Here is a 21,384-nt window from a genome sequence, read left to right as displayed (position 1 = left end):
AGCCTTCTTCCCGCTCCGCACCAGCCGTATTCCTGACGACGCTCCTTCCTTCCAGGATCCTCAAGGACCGCCCGCATGAACAGCGACGTAGAGATCGCCGGCGACCCGCTCGCCGTCCCTCACCTTCTTCAGCCCGTCCCCCGGCATCCGGTCACCGTCGCCGGATTCGCCGGCCTGGCCCGTACGATCGCCGCCGACCGGAGCCGCTGGGCCCCGCTCGTCCAGTACGACGCCACCACCCGCTGGTACGCCCGCCTGGAGACCGGCCCCGGCTACGAGGTCTGGCTGCTCAGCTGGGTCCCCGGCCAGGGCAGCGGCCTGCACGACCACGGCCGCTCCTCCGGCGTGCTCACGGTGCTGGAAGGCGAGCTGACCGAACGCGCGCTGGGTGCGAACGGCGAGACCCGGCGCTCACTGAGCGCGGAGGACCAGCGGGTCTTCGCGCCCGGGTACGTCCACGAGGTCGTCAACGACTCGCTGGAGCCGGCCGTCAGCCTGCACATCTACTTCCCCGGCCTGACCGAGATGACCCCGTACCTCGCCTGCACCGCTCCCGCGATTCAGGAGCAGGTCGCGGGCTGACAGACTTACCCCCATGCGAATCGTGGTTCTGGCCGGAGGCATCGGGGGCGCCCGCTTCCTGCGCGGTCTCAAGGCAGCGGCACCGGAGGCGGACATCACCGTCATCGGCAACACCGGCGACGACATCCACCTGTTCGGCCTCAAGGTCTGCCCCGACCTCGACACCGTCATGTACACCCTCGGCGGCGGCATCCACGAGGAGCAGGGCTGGGGCCGGGCCGACGAGACCTTCGCGGTCAAGGACGAGCTCGCGGCGTACGGGGTCGGCCCCGAGTGGTTCGGCCTCGGCGACCGGGACTTCGCCACGCACATCGTCCGTACGCAGATGATCGGCGCGGGCTATCCGCTCAGCGCGGTCACCGAGGCGCTGTGCGCGCGCTGGCAGCCCGGTGTACGGCTCATCCCGATGACGGACGACCGGGTCGAGACCCATGTCCTGGTGGACGTCGACGGCGAGCGCAAGGCCATCCACTTCCAGGAGTACTGGGTGCGGCTGCGGGCGTCGGTGGACGCGTTTGCGGTGGTGCCGGTCGGCGCGGAGAGCGCAAAGCCCGCGCCCGGTGTGCTGGAGGCGATCGCGGCGGCGGATGTGATCCTTTTCCCGCCGTCGAATCCCGTGGTGTCGGTCGGCACGATCCTGGCCGTTCCGGGGGTGCGTGAGGCCATCGCGGAGGCGGGCGTTCCGGTGGTCGGGCTCTCGCCGATCGTCGGTGACGCGCCGGTGCGGGGCATGGCCGACAAGGTCCTCGCGGCGGTCGGCGTCGAGACGACGGCCGCGGCGGTCGCGGCCCACTACGGCTCCGGGCTCCTGGACGGCTGGCTGGTCGACACGGTCGACGCGGGCGTGGTGCCCGAGGTCGAGGCGGCGGGCATCCGGTGCCGCGCGGTGCCGCTGATGATGACCGACGTCGACGCCACGGCCGAGATGGCCCGGGCCGCTCTGGCGCTGGCCGAGGAGGTGCGGGTGTGACGTCCTCCGTGTCGTACGACGCCTGGGCAGTGCACGGGCTGCCCGAGATCGGTCCCGGCGACGACCTGGCCAAGCTCATCGCCTCGGCCGCCCCCGAACTGGCCGACGGCGACGTCCTCGTCGTCACCTCTAAGATCGTCAGCAAGGCCGAGGGCCGCGTCGTCCACGCCGACGACCGCGAAGCCGCCATCGACGCCGAGATGGTCCGCCTCGTCGCCCGCCGCGGCCCCACCCGGATCGTCGAGACCCGGCACGGCTTCGTCATGGCGGCGGCCGGCGTCGACGCGTCCAACACCGCGCCGGGGACGGTGCTGCTCCTCCCGGAGGACCCCGACGCCTCGGCCCGGGGCATCCGCGCCGGGCTGCGGGACGCGCTGGGCGTCGAGGTCGGCGTGATCGTGACCGACACGTTCGGCCGGCCCTGGCGCGAGGGGCTCACCGATGTCGCCATCGGTGCCGCCGGCCTGCGGGTGGTCGACGACCTGCGCGGTGCCCGCGACTCCCACGGCAACGAACTCGCCGTCACCGTCACCGCGATCGGCGACGAACTCGCCGCCGCCGGCGACCTCGTCAAGGGCAAGGCCAACGGCCTGCCCGTGGCCGTCCTGCGCGGCCTCGACCACCTTGTCCTCGCCGACGACGGCCCCGGCGCCCGACCCCTCGTCCGACCCGCCGTCAACGACATGTTCCGGCTCGGCACTTCGGAGGCCGTGCGCGAGGCCGTCTCCCTGCGCCGTACGGTCCGTGACTTCACCGACGAGCCCGTGGACGGCGCCGCGGTACGGCGTGCGGTCGCCCTGGCGGTCACCGCTCCTGCGCCCCACCACACCGCCCCCTGGCGGTTCGTACTCCTCGAGTCCGAGGCCGCCCGGGCCGGCCTCCTCGACGCCATGCGCGACGCCTGGATCGCCGACCTCCGCGCCGACGGCTTCACCGAGGCCTCGATCGCGAAGCGCGTACGGCGCGGGGACGTGCTGCGCCGGGCCCCGTATCTGATCGTGCCCTGCCTGGTCGCCGACGGCGCGCACGCCTATCCCGACGCCCGGCGCAACGCCGCCGAGCGGGAGATGTTCGTGGTCGCGGCGGGCGCGGGCGTCCAGAATCTTCTGGTCGCGCTGGCCGGTGAGCAGTTGGGGTCGGCGTGGGTGTCGTCCACGATGTTCTGCCGGGATGTCGTGCGGGATGTCCTCGGCCTGCCCGGCGACTGGGATCCCATGGGCGCGGTCGCGGTCGGCCGTCCGGCAGCCCCGCCGAAGGAGCGGCCCGCGCGGGGGGCGGAGGACTTCATCGCGGTGCGGTAAGAGGTGCGGTAAGCGCCGGTCACCAGCGGGCGTTGAGCAGTTCCTCCGGCCCGACCGCGCGGATGCCGTCCACCGATACGCCACTGCGTGCGACCGCGATCAACGGCGTGTCGTCGTCCGCCCCCGGCAGCTGCGACCGGTGGACGATCAGCTCGGCGAGGTCGCGGGCGTCGAAGGGGTGGTTCTCCAGCCACTTGATGGAGCCCACGGCGGTGATCCTCTTGGCGATGGGGGCCCGGTCCGCCGCGACGATGTCGATCTCGGGGTTGTTGGTGCGGGTCCAGTAGCCGCCGACAGCCCCGGTGCCCTCGGGGAGACCGCCGTCAGGCAGGCGGAAGAGGGCCTCCCTCACGACGGGTTCGATCGCCCGGCCCCTCCACGCCGTCCAGGACCGCTTGACGCGTGCCAGGGTGAGGTCGCCCCGTCCCCGCTCGATCTCGCTGAGGTAGGGGCCGAGGAAGGCCAGCCAGAAGCGCAGGTGCGGGTCGGCGACGTAGTAGCGGGTCTCCCGGGAAGGACGGACGGACAGCGGCATGACCGCGTCGACGATGCGCTTCGCGGTGAGCACGTGGAGGGCGCGCGCGAGGCTGGCGTGCGGGAGTCCGCCGGCCTCACGGCCGATGAGGGTGTGGGTCCGCTCACCTGATCCGATGGCACCCAGAACCTGCCGGGCCTGGGCCTCCGCGGGGAATTCGGCGGCGAGAGCCCGTTCCCCGCTGACGAGCAGCGCGGAGGTGGGGTCCGCCACGACGTCGCTGAGGTAGTCGAAGACCGAAGCGCCCCTGGGCCATTCGTCAAGGACGAGAGGGAGTCCGCCCGAGACCAGGAAGGCGTCGAAGGTCTCGGCGGGCGGCAGTTGCAGCATGCCGGCGACGTCGGTCGGGTTGAGCGGCGGTACGACCATCTCGGTGGCCCGTTGGTGGAAGGGGCGGCCGTACTCGTTGAGGGCTTCCATCATCGCGAGATCGGATCCGACGCAGAGGAGAAGCACCGGCTTGCGGGAGAGCTCCCGGTCGAAGAGCTTCTGCAGCGTCCCCTCGAACCCGGAGTCGTTCCTGATCAGGTAGGGCATCTCGTCCAGTACGACGACGCTCGGCCGGTCGGCGGGCAGCGCCCCGGCCAGCAGGTGCAGCGCCGCGTCCCAGGTCCGGGGGGTCTGACCTTCCGTACCTGCCGCACCGGGCAGGGTGGAGGTCGCCATGGCCTCGGTGAACAGGCTCAGGTCCAGCTGATGAGTCGACTGGGCGGACGCGGTGAAGAAGACATGCGGCAGCCCTGCTCGCTCGATGAATTCCTCCACCAGCCGCGACTTCCCCACCCGCCGCCTGCCCCGAATCAGCATCGCCCGGCCGGGACGTCCCGCTCGTCCGCCGGACTCGATTCGGCTGAGCATCCGGTTGAGCGCCGCCAGCTCTCGATCCCGCCCGATGAACGTGTCCATCGCACCTCTCCGAGTCCTCGGATGCACTCAGGAATGAGACTCTCAGACTTGAGACTATCAAGAGCGATGGCCTCCGGATCCGCCCGGAACTCACAGGGCGGCGATGTTCCCCGGCGTCATGCGCGGCGCGCGGCGCGGGGGGACGCGGCCGCTGAGGAGGATGAGGCGGGCGGCGCGGTGGCGCTGGCCGGCGTAGGGGGTGAGGAGGTCCAGCATCTCGGCGTCGGTGGAGCGGTGGGCGCCGGTGAGGGCGTAGCCGACGATGTTGGGGAGGTGGAGGTCGCCGACGGTGACGGCGTCGGGGTCGCCGTTGCTGCGCTGGAGGGTTTCGGCGGCGGTCCAGGGACCGATGCCGGGGATGAGCTGGAGGCGGGTGAAGGCCTCGGCGGGCGGCATGGTGGCGGCCTCTTCGAGGCGGCGGGCGACGCGGGCGGCACGGACCGCGGTGGAGGCGCGCTTGTTGTCGACGCCGGCACGGTGCCATTCCCAGGAGGGGATGAGGGCCCAGCCCCGCGGGTCCGGGGGGACGTGCATACGGTCCATGGGGCCGGGGGCGGCCTCGCCGTGGCGGCGCAGCAGGAGGCGCCAGGCGCGGTAGGCCTCGTCGGCCGTGACCTTCTGCTCGAGGATGGAGGGGACCAGGGACTCCATGACCAGGCCGGTCCGGGTGAGGCGCAGGCCGGGGTTGCGGCGGTGGGCCTCGTGGACGACGCGGTGCCGGGCGGCGAAGGCACCGGGGTCGTCGTCGGCGCCGAGCAGGGCGGGCAGTCCGTCGAGAAGCCAGTCGGCGCCGGGTCCCCAGGCCTCGGCCTCCACGTGGCCGGAGGCGGCCGCGATGCGTACGGTGCCGGGGCCGGCCGGGGTGCGCGAGGCCCGCCAGACGGCGCCGTCGGGGGTGACCCGGAAGGCCGGGTCGGCGGGGCCACGACGCAGCGGGCCCAGCGTCAGGCCCAGGTCGAGCGGCCCGTCCGGCGTCCAGCACCGGGTCCGGCCGGGCCGCCGGGGCGCCGGGATCCGCGCGGCGGTGGCGCTGCGGGTGAGGCGGGGCTGCTCGGGGTGCACGGTCTGAGCGTACGGCGTGAAATCCCCCAGCCCACCCCTTCCCGAAACTGGGCCCCCACCCCAGACCCCAGGTCCTCAAACGCCGGACAGGCCGAACTCACTGGTCCGACGAGAAGCGGAGCGCCCCGTCCGGTATCACCGCGTGGCACCACACCCGCGCGCCGTGCCGGAGTTCGTTGTCGGCGCCGATTCGCGCGCCGTCGCCGATGACCGCGCCGTCGAGGACCGTACGGGAACCGATCACCGCGCCCGCGCCGATGAGGGAGTGGGAGATCACAGCGCCGGGCTCGATGACGGCGCCCTGGAGGACCGTGCTGCCGTCGACGATGGCGCCGGAGCCGATGACGGCGCCGGCCGAGACCGCCGTGCCGCCGGTGAGCTTGGCGTCGTCGGCGATGTGGGCGCCGTCCAGGACCAGCCGGTCGCCGCAGCGGCCGGTGACGACCGGGGAGGGGGCGCGGCCCTGCACCAGGTCGGCGGAGCCGCGTACGAAGGCCTGGGGGGTGCCGAGGTCGAGCCAGTACGTGGAGTCGACCATGCCCTGCAGATGGGCGCCGTCGGCGAGGAGGCCGGGGAAGGTCTCGCGTTCGACGGAGACCGGGCGGTCGGAGGGGATGGAGTCGATGACGGACCGGTTGAAGACGTACGCACCGGCGTTGATCTGGTCGGTGACGATGTCCTCGGGGCTCTCGGGCTTTTCGAGGAAGGCGGTGACGCGGCCGTCGGCGTCGGTCGGCACGAGGCCGAAGGCGCGGGGGTCCTCGACCCGCGTCAGGTGCAGGGAGACGTCGGCGCCGGCCGAGCGGTGGGTGGCGACGAGGCCGGCGATGTCGAGGCCGGTGAGGATGTCGCCGTTGAAGATGAGCACCGGGTCGCCGGGGCCGGACTCCAGCCGGTCGGCGACGTTGCGGATGGCGCCGCCGGTGCCGAGGGGTTCCTTCTCGGTGACGTACTCCAGGCGGAGGCCGAGGGAGGATCCGTCGCCGAAGTACGGCTCGAAGACCTCGGCGAGGTACGACGTGGCGAGGACGATGTGCTCGACCCCCGCGGCCCGGGCCCGTGCGAGCTGGTGGGTGAGGAAGGGCACGCCGGCCGCGGGGACCATCGGCTTGGGGGTGTTGACCGTCAGCGGCCGCAGCCGCGTGCCTTTACCGCCTACCAGGAGGATCGCTTCAGTCACCTACGTTGTCTCTCTTCCTGGCGGGGCCATTGGTGTGGCGGGCGCCCAATCTTAAGCAGATCGGATGGAAGTACCGGCGCGAAAGCCCACACAAGGCCGCTAACGCCCCTGCAGGTCCGCCGCCGACCGGCGCGTGACCCCGAGATCGTCGTAGAGCTCGTCGCCCGGGCACTCGGTGCGGAACCCGTCGCGGTGACCCGAGATCACCTTGAACCTGACCCTGATGCCCTTCCGGTACTTGTTGCTGCCACCAGAGAGGAGGGTCGCCGTGCCCCCGGGGTTCCGTCCGAAGAGGCCGAGTTTCCAGGCCGCGAGCTGGGAGATGGCCCGCAGGGCGGCATCGGAGGGCTGCTCGTTGTTGTAGGTGCCGAGGACGGCGACGCCCATGCTGTTGCTGTTGAAGCCGAGGGTGTGGGCACCGTAGACGGCCTTGGTGACCCCGCCGGCCCGGCCCTCGTAGATGTTTCCGCACTTGTCGACGAGGAAGTTGTAGCCGATGTCACGCCAGTGGCTGCTCCGCACGTGATAGCGGTAGATGCTGCGGACGACCGCGTCGGCTTCGTCACACGTGTAGTTGTTGCCGGTGGCGCTGTGGTGGACGAAGACCACCTTGACCGTCTTGGTGTAGACGAACTTGCGCTCGCGGAGCTTCTCGTCGGCGCCCCAGCCGGAGCGGGTGATGATCCGGGGGCGGGCGCCGATGTAGGGGCCCCGGCCCGTCTCGGCGGCGGTCTCTTCCTTGCTGGCCGGGGGGATGACGGCGGGTTCCGCGGGTCCTTCGTCGCTCTGCTCGGAGGGCTGGTCGTTGTTGTTGTCGGCATCGGCGGGGCTTTCGCCGGTGAGCCCGTCGGTGGGGTCGTAGCCGTCATAGCCGTCGTCGTAGCCGTCGTAACCGCTGTCGTCATAGCCGCTGTCCGGTCCCTCACCGGGGTCGATCATGTCCAGGCGCAGCCCCGCCGGGAGGGGTGGGCCCGCCGCCCGGCCGCGGACGGCCGTGGGGTTGACGCGCACCTGGACGCCGTCCGAGTCGCCGACCCACAGGGGGGCGGTGGCGCCTCGTACACCGGGGGCGGTCTCCTCGGGTGAGCCGACGTCCGGGGTGTCATCCGTGTGTGCCTCCACGTCCTGCCAGTCCGACCAGACGCCGGTGCGGACGGAGCGGGTGCGCACCTGGACGGTGCCGTGGATCTCGGCGGTGGCGTCGTTCCATGTGACGCCGAGCAGGGAGAACGGCTTGACGCGCTGGGCGTCGACGGCACGGACGGCCGAGCGGGCGACCGGGGACAGCGGCAGGGTCCAGGTGCTTCCGGCCACCGCGGCACGAGCGGCGTCCGGGGAGGCGTGGTGGGCGGTGGCGGTCGCGTCGTCGTCCGGGAGGACGAAGGGGACGGCCAGGGCGGTCATGCAGGCGACACCGACAGCTGAGGCAAGAAAGGCACGCATAGCAAAAACAGTTACATAAGCCGCAAAGATGTGCAGCCGGGGATCTGACGGACAGTCGATCTGGCGGTCCCTCAGTTCCGGCCCGCAGCAGTCCCGGCACCGGCCACCCCCACCCGCCCCGATAGCCTGTGCCGGTGACATCGACTGCTCGTACCCCCGCCGGCCTGCTGGATTACGCGCTCGGGGAGCCCGCCCGCCCGCTGGTCACCTTCTACGACGACGCCACCGGCGAGCGCGTCGAGCTGTCCGTGGCCACCTTCGCCAACTGGGTGGCCAAGACGGCCAACCTCATCCAGGGCGACCTGGGCGCCCAGCCGGGTGACCGGCTCGCCCTGCTGCTCCCCGCGCACTGGCAGACCGCCGTCTGGCTGCAGGCCTGCTTCGCCACCGGTGTGGTCGCCGTCCCCGGCGGCGATCCGGCCGGCGCCGACCTGGTGGTCAGCGGTCCCGACACGCTGGACGCCGCCCGCGCCTGCTCCGGCGAGCGGATCGCGCTGGCGCTGCGCCCGCTCGGCGGCCGCTTCCCACAGCCGCCGCAGGGCTTCGCGGACTACGCGGTCGAGGTGCCGTCGCAGGGTGACCGCTTCGTCGCGTACGCCCCCGTGGACCCGGACGCGCCCGCACTCGAACTCCCCGGTGCGCTTCCCGGCGGCGAGGTGCTGACCGGCGCCGAGGTGACCGAGCGGGCCCGCGCCTCGGCGGCCGCCCTGGGGCTGACAGCAGGTTCGCGGCTGCTGTCGGGGCTGCCGTTCGACGGCTGGGAGGGGCTGGCGGCCGGGCTGCTGGCGCCGCTGGCCGCCAACGGCTCGGTCGTGCTGTGCCGCCACCTCGACCGGCTTCCGCCCGAGGGCCTGGCCAAGCGGCGGGAGAGCGAGCGGGTCACCCACACGGCGGAATAGCCGAGGCGTCCGCCGCGTCCTGCCGACGAAACCGCACAGCACCGCACAACCTGATGCCTGAATCGACTGTCTGTACAGGCATGAGGGACGGGGTTCACGGGGTGCACGGGGTACGGACATGACCGCGCCGGCGCAGCAGCCGGCGGCCGAACCAGGGCCGCCACAGCGGCCGGCCGGACGGCACCGGCGCCTGCTGCGCATCGCCGCCTTCTGTCTGGCCTTCACCCTGCTGGTGGCCGCCGGAGCCGCCTGGTATCTCTACCGGCACCTCGACGGCAACATCCACACGGACACCACCACCAGCCAGGAGCTGAAGCGCGTCCAGTCCCAGCGCCCCGCCCCCGCGCCCACCTCCGCCGCGAACACCTCGGCCGAGAACATCCTGCTCATCGGCACCGACAACCGCGGTGGCGGCAACGGCGAGTACGGCCGGGACAGCGGCACTCAGCGCTCGGACACCACGATCCTGCTGCATCTGTCGGCCGGCCGGGACAGCGTGACCGCCGTCAGCATCCCGCGCGACCTGATGGTCGACATCCCGGCCTGCCACCGCGCCCAGGGCGGTACGACCAAGGCGCAGTCGGCGCAGTTCAACTGGGCCTTCGAGTTCGGCGGCGCCGCCTGCACGATCCGCACGGTCGAGAACCTGACCGGCATCCGCGTGGACCATCACCTGATAGTGGACTTCACCGGCTTCAAGAAGATGGTGGACGCGGTGGACGGCGTCGAGATCTGCGTCCCGCAGGCCGTCCACGACAAGGACGCCCACCTCGACCTCGAGGCCGGCCGCCAGGTGCTCCACGGCGAGCAGGCGCTCGGCTACGTACGCGCCCGGCACGGCATCGGGGACGGCAGCGACACCCAGCGGATGGACCGTCAGCAGGAGTTCCTGTCCTCGCTGGTACGGAAGGTCACCAGCACCGGTGTGCTGCTCAACCCGGTCAAGCTCTACCCGCTTCTGGACGCGGCGACCTCGTCGCTCACCGCGGACCCGGGGCTGGACTCACTGAGCGAGCTGTATGACCTCGTACGCGGCCTGGGGAGGACGCCGACCGACCAGGTCGCCTTCCTCACCGTGCCACGCCGGCCGTACGTACGGGATCCGAACCGCGACGAGTTGGTGCAGCCGGCGGCGGACCGGCTTTTCGCGACGCTGCGTCACGACGGGAAGGTCACCGTCGCCACGACCACGAAGAGCGGAACCGCTCCGACGGCTTCGGCATCTCCTTCTGCGACGACCACGCCGACGTACCGTGGCACGACCGCCGATCGGGATAGTTTGTCCCGTTGTGAGTGAGAGGAATTTGTCACGAGCGTCCATGGACGCTGAACTGTGAGGCTAGTGTGAGCGATCGGCCTGAGGCACCGGCCGAGACGGAGGACACAAGCGACCGTGGACACGCAAGGCCGTAAGCACGTCGATCCGGCGGACCAGTGGGTGTTCGATCCGGAGACGGGCAGTTACCAATTGCGGCTGGAGCCCGAGGAGTCGCCGGCCCGTGCCGTGCCGACCCAGGGCAGCCGGCGGCGCGCAGAGGAGTCCCCCGCGAGCAGCCGGCGGGCGGGCGGCCACGGACGCGGTTCGGGCGGCGGCAGCGGTGGGCGGGGCGTCGCCCCGGCCAGCCGGCGCAAGCCCAAGCCGAGGAAGTCCCGTAAGCAGAAGGTCCTGCTGTGGACGGCGGGTTCGGTGGGCTTCGTCCTCGTCACGGTCAGCGTGGGCGGCTATCTCGTCTACCAGCACATCAACAACAACATCAGCACGGTCGACACCGGCGACATCGGCTCGGACAAGGCCACCACCGACGGCCCGGTCAACATCCTGGTGATCGGTACCGACAGCCGCGAGGGTCTGGGCGACAAGTACGGGGACGCCGGCAGCGTCGGCCACGCCGACACCACCATCCTGTTCCATGTATCGGCGGACCGCACCAACGCCACCGCGCTGAGCATCCCCCGCGACATCATCACCGACATCCCGGACTGTCCGACGAAGCAGAAGGACGGCTCGACGAAGATCATTCCGGGCACGGACAACGTACGTTTCAACACCAGCCTCGGCCAGGACGGCCGCGATCCCGGCTGCACGATGCGTACCGTCAAGGCGCTGACCGGCATCACCCCCGAGCATTTCATGATGGCCAACTTCAACGCCGTCAAGGATCTGTCGACCGCGATCGGCGGTGTCGAGGTCTGCCTCGCCAAGGACATCGACGACCCGAAGTCGCACCTCAAGCTCAGCAAGGGCCGGCATGTCGTCGAGGGCGACCAGGCGCTGGCCTTCGTCCGCACCCGGCACAGCGTCGGCCTCGGCGGCGACCTGAGCCGGATCGAGCTGCAGCAGCAGTTCCTCAGCTCGATGATCCGCAAGATGAAGTCCGGCGGCACCCTCACCAACCCGGGCAAGCTCTGGAAGCTGGCCGACGTCGCCACCAAGGCGCTCACCGTCGACACCGGCATCGGTAGCGTCCAGAAGCTCAGCTCGCTGGCCAAGGACCTGAGCCGGATCAACACCAAGAACATCACCTTCGCCACGGTGCCAGTCATCGACAACCCGGCCGAGAAGGTGCACGCCACCGTCGTACTGGACCCGACCAGGGCACCCACGCTCTTCGACATGGTGAAGCAGGACGTCTCCCTCACCGAGGTGAAGAAGAAGCAGAAGGCCGCCGACGCGAGCAAGCTCAAGGGCACGATGGCCGATCCCGCCTACGTACGGGTCGAGATCTACAACGGCAGCGGCATCTTCGGCGCGGCCCAGGACACCGTGGACTGGCTGCAGAACACCAAGGGCGACCCGCGCTCCACCAACGGCGGCAACGCGTCCGGCGACATCGCCAAGACGACGCTGGAGTACGCCCCCAACCAGGCCGACCAGGCCCGCAGGCTGGCCGACTGGATGGGGCTGCCCGCCTCCGCGCTCAAGGAAGGCACCAAGAACGCCAAGGAGCTGGCGAACATGACGCTGACCCTCGGCAAGGACTTCACAGCGGCCGGCACGCCGATCACCGCTCCGACCAAGGCGCCCGCGGGCATCCAGAAGGTGGTGGCGAACGACAAGAGCGTGTGCGCCAAGTGAGCTGAACCACCAGGTGTGACCTGACACACACCACGTGGGCGATACGCAGCACATCTCACAGCGCGTCTTATCAACGGGAAAACGTGACCAGGGGTGGGGACATGAGTGACCGCAGTGTGCGCGATTTCGGCTGGGACGAGAGCCTGTACGAGGAGCCGCCGCCGGCGGCGGCCCCGCACCGGCCGGAGGCCCAGGCGGCGCCTCCCGCAGACCCGGGCGGTCACCGGCGCACCGGACGCCGTCCCCGCCGCAGCCGCAAGCACCGGATAGTCCGCTGGACCGCGCTCACTGTCTCACTGGTCATACTCGGCACGGCCGGGGCCGGCTGGGCGTACTACCAGCACCTCAACAACCAGCTCGGCAAGGGCGAGCGCGCCAGCGGTGCGTCGAACGTCAAGAAGACCAAGGCCAACGCGGCCGGCCAGACCGCGCTGAACGTCCTCGTACTGGGCTCCGACAGCCGTAACTCGGCCGCGAACCTCAAGCTCGGCGGCGCCAAGTACACCCAGGGCGACAAGCCCCGCGCCGACGTCATCATGCTGATGCATCTGTCGGCCGACCGTAAGAACATGTCGGTGATCAGCATCCCGCGCGACACCCGGGTGCCGATTCCCACGTGCAAGGACCCCGACACGGGCCAGACGTACGCGGCGACCAGCGGCGTCATCATCAACGAGTCCCTGGCGCGCGGCGGGCCCGGCTGCACCCTGGCGACCGTGCAGAACCTCACGGGTGTCTACATCGACCACTGGATGATGATCGACTTCGCCGGTGTGGTGAAGATGGCCGACGCCATCGGCGGCGTCGATGTCTGCGTCAACCAGAACGTCTGGGACCGCTCGACCGCCGCCCAGCGGGGCGGTTCCGGTCTCAAGCTGACCGCGGGCCACCACGCCGTCACCGGCAAGCAGGCGCTGCAGTGGCTGCGTACGCGGCACGCGTGGGGCAGCGACATCCTCCGCGCCAAGGCGCAGCACATGTATCTGAACTCGATGATGCGCACACTCCGCAAGCAGAACGTCTTCACCGACACCGGCCACCTCAGGAATCTGGCGGAGGCGGCCGTCAGTTCGCTGAAGGTCTCCGAGGAGATCGGCTCGATCAAGAAGCTCTACGACCTCGGCATGGAGCTCAAGAGCGTGCCGACCAACCGCGTCACCATGCTGACCATGCCCTCCGTGAAGGATCCGCAGGACCCGGAGGCGCACGTCATACCCAGCAAGACCGACGCCCCGCAGATCTGGTCCATGCTCCGCAACGACATCGCCTTCGACGCCAACGGCAAGGCGAAGACCAGCACGACCGGCAAGACCAAGGGGACGGCGAGCAGCACCGCCTCCGCGGGGCCGTCCGCCGCGGCTGCCGCCTCCATCGCGGTCCACGTCGTCAACGGCACCGCCGGTGACGCCAACGGCAGCCCGGTCAACGGCCGCGCCGGCGACCTTGTCAAGGCCCTCACCGGCGCCGGCTTCACCCAGGCCGTGGCCGACAAAACCGCTCAGCCGGCCGAGGCCACGACGGTCACCTACCCAGCCGCCGACGGTGACCAGGGCAAGGCGAACGCGCTGGCCGTGGCGAAGGTCCTGAACATCCCTGAGAACTCGGTGAAGAAATCGTCACACGTGTCGTCCGTCACCCTGGTGGCCGGATCTGACTGGCGGGCCGGCACCGACTACGGAAAGACCCTGCCCAGCGCGGGTTCCGCGCCCGACTCCGCCGACGTGATCAACGGTTCCGAGACCGGCGCCTGCATGGACGTTTATGCCCCTTATCGGTGGTGATAAAGGGCGGCACCGTTCGGCTCTTTACATATCCGAAAGGAAACGTGCGGCTGGACGTGTCAAGCATTTATGTATCGTGACCCCAGCATGCCGCCGCGTCGGCGCCACACACGCCGCAGGCGGAGCCCCACAGCACTTTGACAGTCGGGTAGCTGAGAATCACCCAGGATCAGCGGCGCTGCGGCGCGGCCGGACCGTACAGGACAGCGCGTCATGGGAGGGCCCAAATGCGCCATAGCGGCGTCCGGGGGGAAGAGTGGAACACCGCCTCCCAGCCCGGCGATCTCGGCTGGGACGACAGTCTGTACAGGACCGATCACACGGCGCCATACGTGCCTCAGCAGCCGTCCCCCGTGGGCGGCGGCGGCGGTTACGACCCGGACGCGTCCGCGACCCAGGACGCCCGCTACGAAGCGGACAGCGGTGGCTCGGGCCACAACGACGGCGGCCGACGTCGCCACGGCGGTGACGACGGCGGGAGGGGCGGGCACGGCGGTGGCCGGGCCGCCGCCCGGCGGCGCAAGAAACCGAAGAAGCACCGAATACTGCGCTGGGTGGCGATCGTCACCTCCATCGCGATACTCGGCACCGCCGGCGGCGCCTGGGCGTACTACCAGCACCTGAACAACAACCTGGCCAAGGACACGCTGAACCTCGGCAGCAGCAAGGCCAAGAAGACCAAGGCGAACGCGGCCGGCCAGACCCCGCTCAACATCCTGCTGCTCGGCTCCGACACCCGGACGGGCAGCTCGAACGCGAAGCTGGGCGGTGCCAAGGGCACCGTAGGGGCCCGGGCGGACGTGGAGATGCTGCTGCACGTGGCGGCCGACCGCAGCAACATGACGGTGGTCAGCATCCCGCGCGACACCCGCGTCACCATCCCCAAGTGCACCGGCAGCGACGGCAAGGTCTATCCGGAGAGCTCGGACATCATCAACGCCAGCCTGTCGCACGGCGGTCCCGGTTGCACGGTCGCGACGTGGGAGAAGCTCACCGGCATCTCGATCGACCACTTCATGATGGTCGACTTCTCCGGCGTGGTGAAACTCGCCGACGCCGTCGGCGGCGTCCCGGTCTGCGTGAAGTCCAACGTCAAGGACCCGGATTCGCACCTCAAGCTCACCAAGGGCACTCACACCATCAAGGGCGAGCAGGCCCTCGAGTGGCTGCGTACCCGGCACGCCTTCGAGGACGGCAGCGACATCGGCCGTACGCACGCCCAGCACATGTACATGAACTCGATGATCCGGCAGCTCAAGTCCGGCGCCAAGCTCACCGACGTCGGCCAGCTCAACACCCTGGCCGAGGCCGCGACCAAGGCGCTCACCGTCGACAGCGGCCTCGGGCTCAGCAGCCTCATCAGCCTGGCGGGCGAGCTGAACAAGGTGCCGACCAAGCGGATCACCATGACGACCATGCCGTGGGCCGCCGACCCGACCAACAGCGCCCACGTCGTGCCGACCAGCGCGGCCACCCAGCTGTTCACGCTGCTCCGCAACGACCAGGCGGTCGACGGCAAGACCACCAAGAAGAAGAGCACGGCGTCGGCATCGGCGTCCGCCGGGCCGGCCGCCGCCGCGAAGGCCGACATCTCCGTCGCCGTACAGAACGGCACCGGGAACTCGACCACGGCCGCCGTCTCCGGCCGGGCCTCGACCGTCGTCAGCAAGCTGACCACCCTCGGCTACACCAAGGCCAGCGTCGACTCCACGACGGCGTCCTCGTCGGGTACGACGATCAGCTACCCGTCCGCCGACGGCGACCAGGGCAAGGCCAACGCCCAGGCGGTGGCGAAGTCGCTCAGCCTGCCTACCAGTTCGGTGAAGAAGTCCACCAAGGTGTCGCAGCTGACGCTGGTGATCGGCTCCGACTGGACGACCGGAAGCACCTACCCGAAGTCGAGCAAGAGCGACACCAAGGCGGTGCTGGACCAGTCCGCCGCGCTCAACGCCTCCGACACCTCGGCCTGCATGTCGGTCTACGCTCCCTACACCTTCTAGGGTCTGCGCCAACGCCGGAGGGCCTGTGCTGACAACAGCACAGGCCCTCCGGCGTTCGTACGCTCAGGCGTCGGCCGACGCCTGCACCGCCGGGCGGCGGCTGGCGATCACCCGGTTCGCCAGCGCGCGGGGGCTGGTGAGGAAGCCCCAGCCCCACGACATGTGCATGGTCGCCAGCGCGACCGGAATCCGCAGCCGGGCCCCGACCGTCAGCCCCTTGCCGGCCGGGAGGGAGCCCAGCGCGATGGCGACGACGTAGCCGCCCGGGACGACGAAGCCCAGCGGCGTCAGCACCGCGCCCACCACCACGCCCGCCGCGATGGCGAGGACGGCTCCCGGCGCGGCCAGGTAGCGCAGATTGACCGAGCCGTGGTGGTAGCGGGTGACGACGCGGCGCCAGCGGCCGTAGTCCTTGTACTGCTTCGCCAGCGCGCGCACCGTGGGGCGGGGGCGGTACGAGACCTTCAGCTCGGGCGAGAACCAGATCAGCCCGCCCGCCTCGCGGATGCGGTAGTTCAGCTCCCAGTCCTGGGCGCGGACGAACTCCTCGTTGTAGCCGCCCTGCCGCTCCAGCACCTCGCGCCGGAAGACGCCCAGGTAGACGGTGTCGGCGGGGGCGGCGGCGCCGCCGGTGTGGAAGGCCGCGTTGCCGACGCCGATCTTCGAGGTCATGGCGGCCGCGACGGCCCGCTCCCAGTCGTTCTCGCCCTCGGCGTGCATGATGCCGCCGACATTGACCGCGCCGGTCTCGTCGAGGAGCCGTACGGCGGTCTTGATGTAGTCCGGCGAGAGCATGCCGTGTCCGTCCACCCGTACGACCACCGGGTGCCGGGACGCCTTGATGGCGGCGTTCAGCGCGGCCGGGGTGCGGCCGGTGGGGTTCGGGACGGTGTGCACACGGCGGTCCTCCGCCACGAGCTGTGCCGCGATCTCGTCCGTACGGTCCGTGGAGGGGCCCAGGGCGATGACGACCTCGAGCTCGCCGGCGTAGTCCTGTTCGAGGATGTGGCGGACGGAATTGCGGAGATGGCGCTCCTCATTGAGGACCGGCATGATCACGGAGACAGCGGGGGCAGCGTTCACGGTCGCACACGTTACCGCGAACGGATGACAGGAGCGCGCGCGGCCGGGCGGCCTCCACCAGTACGACCGTATGACTCCTTAGCGTGACCTCATGGTCCCTCCCGGCCGCAGGCCACGTCACAAGAACGCCCGCCGCAAGCCCGTACGGCCGGTGCGGCGGGGCATGCGCATCCTCGGCGGGATGTCGGTCGCCGTCCTCACCGTGAGCGGCATCGGCCATGCCGTGATCGACCGCGTGGACGGCGGCATCCAGCGCGTCGACGCCTTCGGCGACATGAAGTCCCGCCCGGGCCGGACCGCCGGCACCAACTTCCTGCTGGTCGGCACGGACGGCCGCGACGGCCTCACCGCCGACCAGAAACGGCGCTTCCACCTCGGCGGCAAGCCCTGCCACTGCACCGACACGATCATGCTGGCCCACCTCTCCCAGGACCGCCGCCGGGTCAGCGTGGTCAGCATCCCGCGCGACACGTACGCCGAGTTCCCCAAGCCCTCGAAGCTCGACGCGGCCTATGCGAAGGGCGGTCCGAACCTCACCGTACGGATGGTCGAGAACCTGACCGGGGTCCGCGTCGACCACTACCTCGAGGTCGGCTTCACCGGCTTCATGAAGGCCGTCGACCTGCTCGGCGGCGTGCAGGTCTGCACCACCATGCCGATCAAGGACGCCTACACCGGCCTCGACCTGCCCATCGGCACCAGCCGGCTCGGCGGCGGCCAGGCGCTGCAGTACGTGCGAACCCGGCACCTCGACGGCGCTGCCGACTACACCCGCATGGAGCGGCAGCAGCGCCTCATCGCCCAGATCATCCGCCAGGCCACCGCCACCGGCGGCGGGCTGCTCACCAGTCCCACCAAGCTGGGCAAGCTCGCCAAGGCCGTCCTCGGGCCGGGGTCCGGGTCCGTACGCGCCGACCAGCGGCTGAAGGCGGCGGACCTGATCGCGCTGGCGCGCGGGCTGCGCGGCTTCGGGCCCGGCTCGGCGGAGTTCGCGACCGTACCGGTCTCCGAGACCAACGGCTCGGCCGTGAAGTGGGACGACGCCCAGGCCAAGCGCCTGTGGGCGGCGATCCGCGCCGACCGTCCGCTCGCGGCAGGGCGGTCGGCCTCACCGTCCGCCTCCGCCCGCCCGCACGTCCAGGTCAAGGTCGACCCCGCCAAGATCAAGGTCCAGGTGGAGAACGGAACGCCGTACGCCGGCCTCGGCGGCCAGGCCGACAAGGCCCTCAAGGCCACCGGCTTCGCCGCGAACGGCACACCCTCCAACGCCACCCGCAAGGACTGGAAGTACACCGTCATCCGCTACGACCCCAACTGGGACCGCTCCGTCCTCTCCCTCTACGCCGCGCTGCCGTACGCGGAGCTGGAGCCGGTCCCCGGCCAGGGCGAGCTGATGAAGGTCATCGTCGGCGCCGACTACCGCGGCGTCCGCCCGGTCGGTCTCGGCCACTCGGTCTCGGACTCCGAGCCGCACGCCTTCACCGGCGACTCCGTCAACTGTGCGGCGCCGTCGGCGACGGCCTCGGCGTCGGCCGCGCCCGCGGCGCCCGCGCCCGCTCCTGCGGCGCCGGTGGTCCCGTCGCACGCCGCCCCGTCGCCGGCTGCCCCGTCGCCGGTGGCCCCCTCGCCGGTGGCCCCCTCGCCGGTGGCTCCTTCGCCCGTCGCCCCGGACCCGGAGACACCGGCGCCGGCGGTCACCCCGGCCGCTCCGGAGCCGGTGGCGTCAGCGCCCGCGTAAGGCGGAGGCTCAGTCCTCGAAGCCGTCGGCGGCACGCTTCTCGCGCAGCTCAAGGATGGCGCGCCGCCGGGCCAGCCGGTGGGCGCGCCGGATCTGCGCCTCCTGGTAGCGCCGCTTGTCCTGCTCGGTCTCCGGGAGGACGGGCGGCACGGTGCGAGGGCGGCCGGCCTCGTCGACCCCCGCGAAGACGAGGTAGGCGCTGCCGACGTGGGTGGCGGGGGTGGACTCGTTCCACCGCTCCGCGAGGACGCGTACGCCGATCTCCATCGAGGACCGCCCGGTCCAGTTGCACTGCGCCCGTACGTGGACCAGGTCGCCGACCCGGACCGGCTCCAGGAAGACCATCTCGTCCATCGACGCCGTCACGGCCGGACCGCCCGAATGCCGCCCGGCGACCGCGCCGGCCGCGTCGTCGACGAGCTTCATGATCACGCCGCCGTGCACGGTCCCGAGGAGGTTCGTGTCGGCGGCGGTCATGATGTGGCTGAGGGTCGTACGGGAGGCCGAGGTCGGCTTCCCTGCGGGAGAGGGCGGGGCGTCGTTCATGGCTCCAACCCTAGGCCAAGGCCTGATCGCGACAGACGTGCAACAGATCCGCTACCGGCCCGTCCCGGAGACGTACCGGAACCCGGGATTCCAAGATCGCGGTGGCAGCATGACAGCCATGACGCTCATCAGCTGGATCGTACTGGGCCTGGTGGCCGGAGCCATAGCCAAACTGCTGCTCCCCGGGAAGGACCCCGGCGGGCTCATCGGGACGACTCTCATCGGTATCGCGGGCGCCGTCATCGGCGGCTGGCTGTCCGCGCACTTCCTGGACAAGCCCATCTCCAACAACTTCTACGACCTCCCGACCTGGGGCGCCGCCATCGGCGGCTCGCTCGTGCTGCTGATCATCTACCGGCTGCTCTTCGGGGACTCCCGTCGGTAGACCCGCGCCTATCCTGAGAGTGGGATTCTGCCGCACGCACCGAAGAGGTGAAGCACCATGCAGAAGCACTGGAAGATCGACCTCACTCTCGAAGAGGACGGAAAGCGCACCGCCTGCACGGCCTCGCTGGCCGGCGAGGGCGCCCCCGCCCTCAGCGGCCACGGCTACTCGCGACGCAGCCCGTCCGACGAGCCGGACCCGAGGATCGGCGACGAGGTGGCCGCCTCCCGGGCCTGCTCCAACCTCGCGCACGAGCTGCTGGAGCAGGCGGCGGGCGTGATCGAGCAGCACACAAATGTGCCGACCCACCTCCCCGGGTGATGCGCCGGTGACGGCTCTGTGAGAAATGCATCAGGTCTGCTGCGGAAGTGATACGACGGGCCACGCGAGCCCGCTGACCGGGCAGACTGCAGAGCATGAACGCATGGCCCGACGGTTGGACCGAGAACACGAACCAGGCGCAGCGCACCTCCGAGCCGCCGCTGCCGCCCGAGCTGTCGCCGCGCCGTGGCGCGGCATCCGGCGGCGTTCCTCGCCAGCAGGCGTACGCCGGCGGCCCTGGCGGTCCCGGCGGCCCCGGTTACGGCGGCGGCCGCCCGGGCGGTGGCGGGGGCGCCCGCCCCCGCGTCCCCGGCAGCCGGGCCCGCAAGGTCAAGCTCACCGTGCTCGCGCTCGCGGTGGTCGTGCTGACCTGGTCCGTCGGCACCTACTTCTGGGCCGACGGGAAGGTCCGCCGCGAGGTGGACCTGTCCAAGGTCATAGACCGCCCGGCGGCGGGCAAGGGCACCAACTACCTGATCGTGGGCTCCGACAGCCGCGCGGGCATGACCGCCGCGCAGAAGAAGGAACTGCACACCGGCTCCGCCGCCGGCAAGCGCACCGACTCGATGATGATCCTGCACGTCGGCGACAACGGTAACTCGCTCATCTCGCTGCCGCGCGACTCGTACGTCACCATCCCGAGCTTCAAGGGCTCCTCGTCCGGGAAGCTGTACCAGTCCCCCGGCTCCGACAAGCTCAACGCCGCGTACTCGATGGACGGCGCCACGCTGCTGGTCCGCACGATCGAGTACAACACCGGTCTGCACATCGACCACTACGCGGAGATCGGCTTCTCCGGCTTCGCCAACATCGTCGACGCGGTCGGCGGTGTGACCCTCGACATCCCGCAGGACATCAAGGACTCCAAGTCCGGCGCCAACTTCAAGAAGGGCAAGCAGACCCTCAACGGTCAGCAGGCCCTGGAGTTCGTCCGCACCCGTTACGCCCTCGCCGGCAGCGACCTGGACCGCACCAAGAACCAGCAGAAGTTCCTGGCCGCCCTCTCCAGCGAGGTCGCCACGCCAAGCACGGTCCTCAACCCCTTCAAGCTCTACCCGACGATGAGTGCGGGTCTCGACACCCTCATCGTCGACAAGGACATGAGCCTGTGGAACCTGGCCTCGATGTTCTGGGCCATGAAGAGCGTCCAGGGCGGCAACGGCACCTCGATGAACATGCCCACCTCGGGCTCCGTCACGACGTCCTCCGGCGGCAGCGCGATCAAGTGGGACACGACGAAGGCCAAGCAGCTCATCTCCGAGCTGAAGAACGACGAGAAGGTCACCGTCAAGGCCTCCTGACAGCGGCGCGCTACAACGACGACAACGGCTGACAACGACGAGAGGCACCCCGAGGGGTGCCTCTCGTCGTTGGAACCGGCCGCCGCCTACGGGAGGTTGCGGGCCATGACGATGCGCTGGACCTGGTTGGTGCCCTCGTAGATCTGGGTGATCTTGGCGTCGCGCATCATGCGCTCGACGGGGTAGTCGCGGGTGTAGCCGTAGCCGCCGAGGAGCTGGACGGCGTCGGTGGTGATGTCCATGGCGACGTCGGAGGCGTAGCACTTGGCGGCTGC

Annotated in this window: 18 protein-coding genes and 1 pseudogene; 12 read left to right on the top strand and 7 right to left on the bottom strand. The window is 70.7% G+C overall.

The features are described 5' to 3' along the window. Positions 1-75: 75 nt before the first annotated feature. The 3 genes from ACFXJ5_RS37830 to ACFXJ5_RS37820 are packed head-to-tail and all read left to right on the top strand — an operon-like array spanning position 76 to position 2,853. On the top strand, positions 76-582 hold the full coding sequence (locus tag ACFXJ5_RS37830; RefSeq protein WP_384641940.1) for a cysteine dioxygenase: 507 nt from the start codon (positions 76-78) through the stop codon (positions 580-582). A 13-nt stretch (positions 583-595) separates the two neighbouring features. After that, positions 596-1,552, top strand: coding sequence for a 2-phospho-L-lactate transferase (cofD, locus tag ACFXJ5_RS37825; RefSeq protein WP_384641936.1), 957 nt, complete (start codon positions 596-598; stop codon positions 1,550-1,552). Next, complete coding sequence (locus ACFXJ5_RS37820) at positions 1,549-2,853, top strand: coenzyme F420-0:L-glutamate ligase (protein WP_384641933.1); 1,305 nt, start codon at positions 1,549-1,551, stop codon at positions 2,851-2,853. Before cofD ends, ACFXJ5_RS37820 begins: the two co-directional genes overlap by 4 nt. A 19-nt stretch (positions 2,854-2,872) precedes the next feature. On the opposite strand, the gene ACFXJ5_RS37815 is transcribed toward ACFXJ5_RS37820, so the two are convergent. The 4 genes from ACFXJ5_RS37815 to ACFXJ5_RS37800 form a co-directional block, all read right to left on the bottom strand. Next, complete coding sequence (locus ACFXJ5_RS37815) at positions 2,873-4,294, bottom strand: ATP-binding protein (RefSeq protein WP_384641930.1); 1,422 nt, start codon at positions 4,292-4,294, stop codon at positions 2,873-2,875. A gap of 90 nt (positions 4,295-4,384) precedes the next feature. Then, positions 4,385-5,356 (bottom strand): DNA-3-methyladenine glycosylase family protein, encoded by a 972-nt coding sequence (locus ACFXJ5_RS37810; protein ID WP_384641927.1) that lies wholly within the window; start codon positions 5,354-5,356, stop codon positions 4,385-4,387. Positions 5,357-5,453: 97 nt separating this feature from the next. Next, complete coding sequence (gene manB / locus ACFXJ5_RS37805) at positions 5,454-6,536, bottom strand: mannose-1-phosphate guanylyltransferase (protein WP_384641924.1); 1,083 nt, start codon at positions 6,534-6,536, stop codon at positions 5,454-5,456. Positions 6,537-6,635: 99 nt separating this feature from the next. After that, positions 6,636-7,979, bottom strand: a complete 1,344-nt coding sequence (locus tag ACFXJ5_RS37800) for a peptidoglycan recognition protein (RefSeq protein WP_384641921.1) — start codon at positions 7,977-7,979, stop codon at positions 6,636-6,638. A gap of 134 nt (positions 7,980-8,113) precedes the next feature. On the opposite strand from ACFXJ5_RS37800, the gene ACFXJ5_RS37795 reads away from it, so the two are divergent. The 5 genes from ACFXJ5_RS37795 to ACFXJ5_RS37775 all read left to right on the top strand — a co-directional run bounded on the left by ACFXJ5_RS37795 (position 8,114) and on the right by ACFXJ5_RS37775 (position 15,735). Further along, positions 8,114-8,878, top strand: coding sequence for a TIGR03089 family protein (locus ACFXJ5_RS37795; RefSeq protein ID WP_384641919.1), 765 nt, complete (start codon positions 8,114-8,116; stop codon positions 8,876-8,878). Positions 8,879-8,996: 118 nt separating this feature from the next. Next, positions 8,997-10,175 (top strand): LCP family protein, encoded by a 1,179-nt coding sequence (locus tag ACFXJ5_RS37790; protein ID WP_384641916.1) that lies wholly within the window; start codon positions 8,997-8,999, stop codon positions 10,173-10,175. A 96-nt stretch (positions 10,176-10,271) separates the two neighbouring features. Next, positions 10,272-11,954 (top strand): LCP family protein, encoded by a 1,683-nt coding sequence (locus tag ACFXJ5_RS37785; RefSeq protein ID WP_384641913.1) that lies wholly within the window; start codon positions 10,272-10,274, stop codon positions 11,952-11,954. Positions 11,955-12,055: 101 nt separating this feature from the next. Next, the gene (locus ACFXJ5_RS37780; protein ID WP_384641910.1) at positions 12,056-13,735 is read left to right on the top strand and encodes an LCP family protein; all 1,680 of its coding nucleotides are present in this window, start codon (positions 12,056-12,058) and stop codon (positions 13,733-13,735) included. 227 nt (positions 13,736-13,962) lie between these two features. Further along, positions 13,963-15,735, top strand: a complete 1,773-nt coding sequence (locus tag ACFXJ5_RS37775) for an LCP family protein (RefSeq protein ID WP_384641908.1) — start codon at positions 13,963-13,965, stop codon at positions 15,733-15,735. 63 nt (positions 15,736-15,798) lie between these two features. On the opposite strand, the gene ACFXJ5_RS37770 is transcribed toward ACFXJ5_RS37775, so the two are convergent. Next, entirely contained in the window at positions 15,799-16,818 is a 1,020-nt protein-coding gene (locus tag ACFXJ5_RS37770) for a glycosyltransferase family 2 protein (protein ID WP_384641905.1), read from the bottom strand. A gap of 91 nt (positions 16,819-16,909) precedes the next feature. Between ACFXJ5_RS37770 and ACFXJ5_RS37765 the strand changes: the two are divergent. Beyond that, positions 16,910-18,322, top strand: a pseudogene (locus ACFXJ5_RS37765) (LCP family protein); the annotation flags it as partial. 243 nt (positions 18,323-18,565) lie between these two features. On the opposite strand, the gene ACFXJ5_RS37760 reads toward ACFXJ5_RS37765, so the two are convergent. After that, complete coding sequence (locus ACFXJ5_RS37760) at positions 18,566-19,102, bottom strand: acyl-CoA thioesterase (RefSeq protein WP_384641900.1); 537 nt, start codon at positions 19,100-19,102, stop codon at positions 18,566-18,568. 118 nt (positions 19,103-19,220) lie between these two features. Here ACFXJ5_RS37760 and ACFXJ5_RS37755 point away from each other — a divergent pair, with 118 nt between their 5' ends. The 3 genes from ACFXJ5_RS37755 (at position 19,221) to ACFXJ5_RS37745 (ending at position 21,109) form a co-directional block, all read left to right on the top strand. Continuing rightward, on the top strand, positions 19,221-19,487 hold the full coding sequence (locus tag ACFXJ5_RS37755) for a GlsB/YeaQ/YmgE family stress response membrane protein (protein ID WP_384641898.1): 267 nt from the start codon (positions 19,221-19,223) through the stop codon (positions 19,485-19,487). 57 nt (positions 19,488-19,544) lie between these two features. Beyond that, on the top strand, positions 19,545-19,808 hold the full coding sequence (locus tag ACFXJ5_RS37750; protein ID WP_384641896.1) for a DUF1876 domain-containing protein: 264 nt from the start codon (positions 19,545-19,547) through the stop codon (positions 19,806-19,808). A 95-nt stretch (positions 19,809-19,903) separates the two neighbouring features. Then, positions 19,904-21,109 (top strand): LCP family protein, encoded by a 1,206-nt coding sequence (locus tag ACFXJ5_RS37745; RefSeq protein ID WP_384641894.1) that lies wholly within the window; start codon positions 19,904-19,906, stop codon positions 21,107-21,109. Positions 21,110-21,195: 86 nt separating this feature from the next. Here the strand turns inward: ACFXJ5_RS37745 and ACFXJ5_RS37740 are convergent. Beyond that, on the bottom strand, positions 21,196-21,384 hold a 189-nt coding region (locus tag ACFXJ5_RS37740; RefSeq protein ID WP_384641891.1), incomplete at its 5' end, for an acyl-CoA dehydrogenase family protein.

It is taken from the genome of Streptomyces sp. NPDC059373, from assembly GCF_042751495.1.
Classification (GTDB): Bacteria; Actinomycetota; Actinomycetes; order Streptomycetales; family Streptomycetaceae; genus Actinacidiphila.
Note: the sequence above shows the minus strand (reverse complement) of the source record. Positions and strands in the feature narration are given on the sequence as shown.

What these genes read in the sequence shown, in the direction of transcription:
- ACFXJ5_RS37830 (WP_384641940.1), top strand. Translation starts at nt 76, where the DNA reads ATGAACAGCGACGTAGAGATCGCCGGCGACCCGCTCGCCGTCCCTCAC.
- cofD (WP_384641936.1), top strand. Translation starts at nt 596, where the DNA reads ATGCGAATCGTGGTTCTGGCCGGAGGCATCGGGGGCGCCCGCTTCCTG.
- ACFXJ5_RS37815 (WP_384641930.1), bottom strand. Translation starts at nt 4,294, where the DNA reads ATGGACACGTTCATCGGGCGGGATCGAGAGCTGGCGGCGCTCAACCGG.
- ACFXJ5_RS37800 (WP_384641921.1), bottom strand. Translation starts at nt 7,979, where the DNA reads ATGCGTGCCTTTCTTGCCTCAGCTGTCGGTGTCGCCTGCATGACCGCC.
- ACFXJ5_RS37790 (WP_384641916.1), top strand. Translation starts at nt 8,997, where the DNA reads ATGACCGCGCCGGCGCAGCAGCCGGCGGCCGAACCAGGGCCGCCACAG.
- ACFXJ5_RS37780 (WP_384641910.1), top strand. Translation starts at nt 12,056, where the DNA reads ATGAGTGACCGCAGTGTGCGCGATTTCGGCTGGGACGAGAGCCTGTAC.
- ACFXJ5_RS37775 (WP_384641908.1), top strand. Translation starts at nt 13,963, where the DNA reads ATGCGCCATAGCGGCGTCCGGGGGGAAGAGTGGAACACCGCCTCCCAG.
- ACFXJ5_RS37760 (WP_384641900.1), bottom strand. Translation starts at nt 19,102, where the DNA reads ATGAACGACGCCCCGCCCTCTCCCGCAGGGAAGCCGACCTCGGCCTCC.
- ACFXJ5_RS37755 (WP_384641898.1), top strand. Translation starts at nt 19,221, where the DNA reads ATGACGCTCATCAGCTGGATCGTACTGGGCCTGGTGGCCGGAGCCATA.
- ACFXJ5_RS37750 (WP_384641896.1), top strand. Translation starts at nt 19,545, where the DNA reads ATGCAGAAGCACTGGAAGATCGACCTCACTCTCGAAGAGGACGGAAAG.
- ACFXJ5_RS37745 (WP_384641894.1), top strand. Translation starts at nt 19,904, where the DNA reads ATGAACGCATGGCCCGACGGTTGGACCGAGAACACGAACCAGGCGCAG.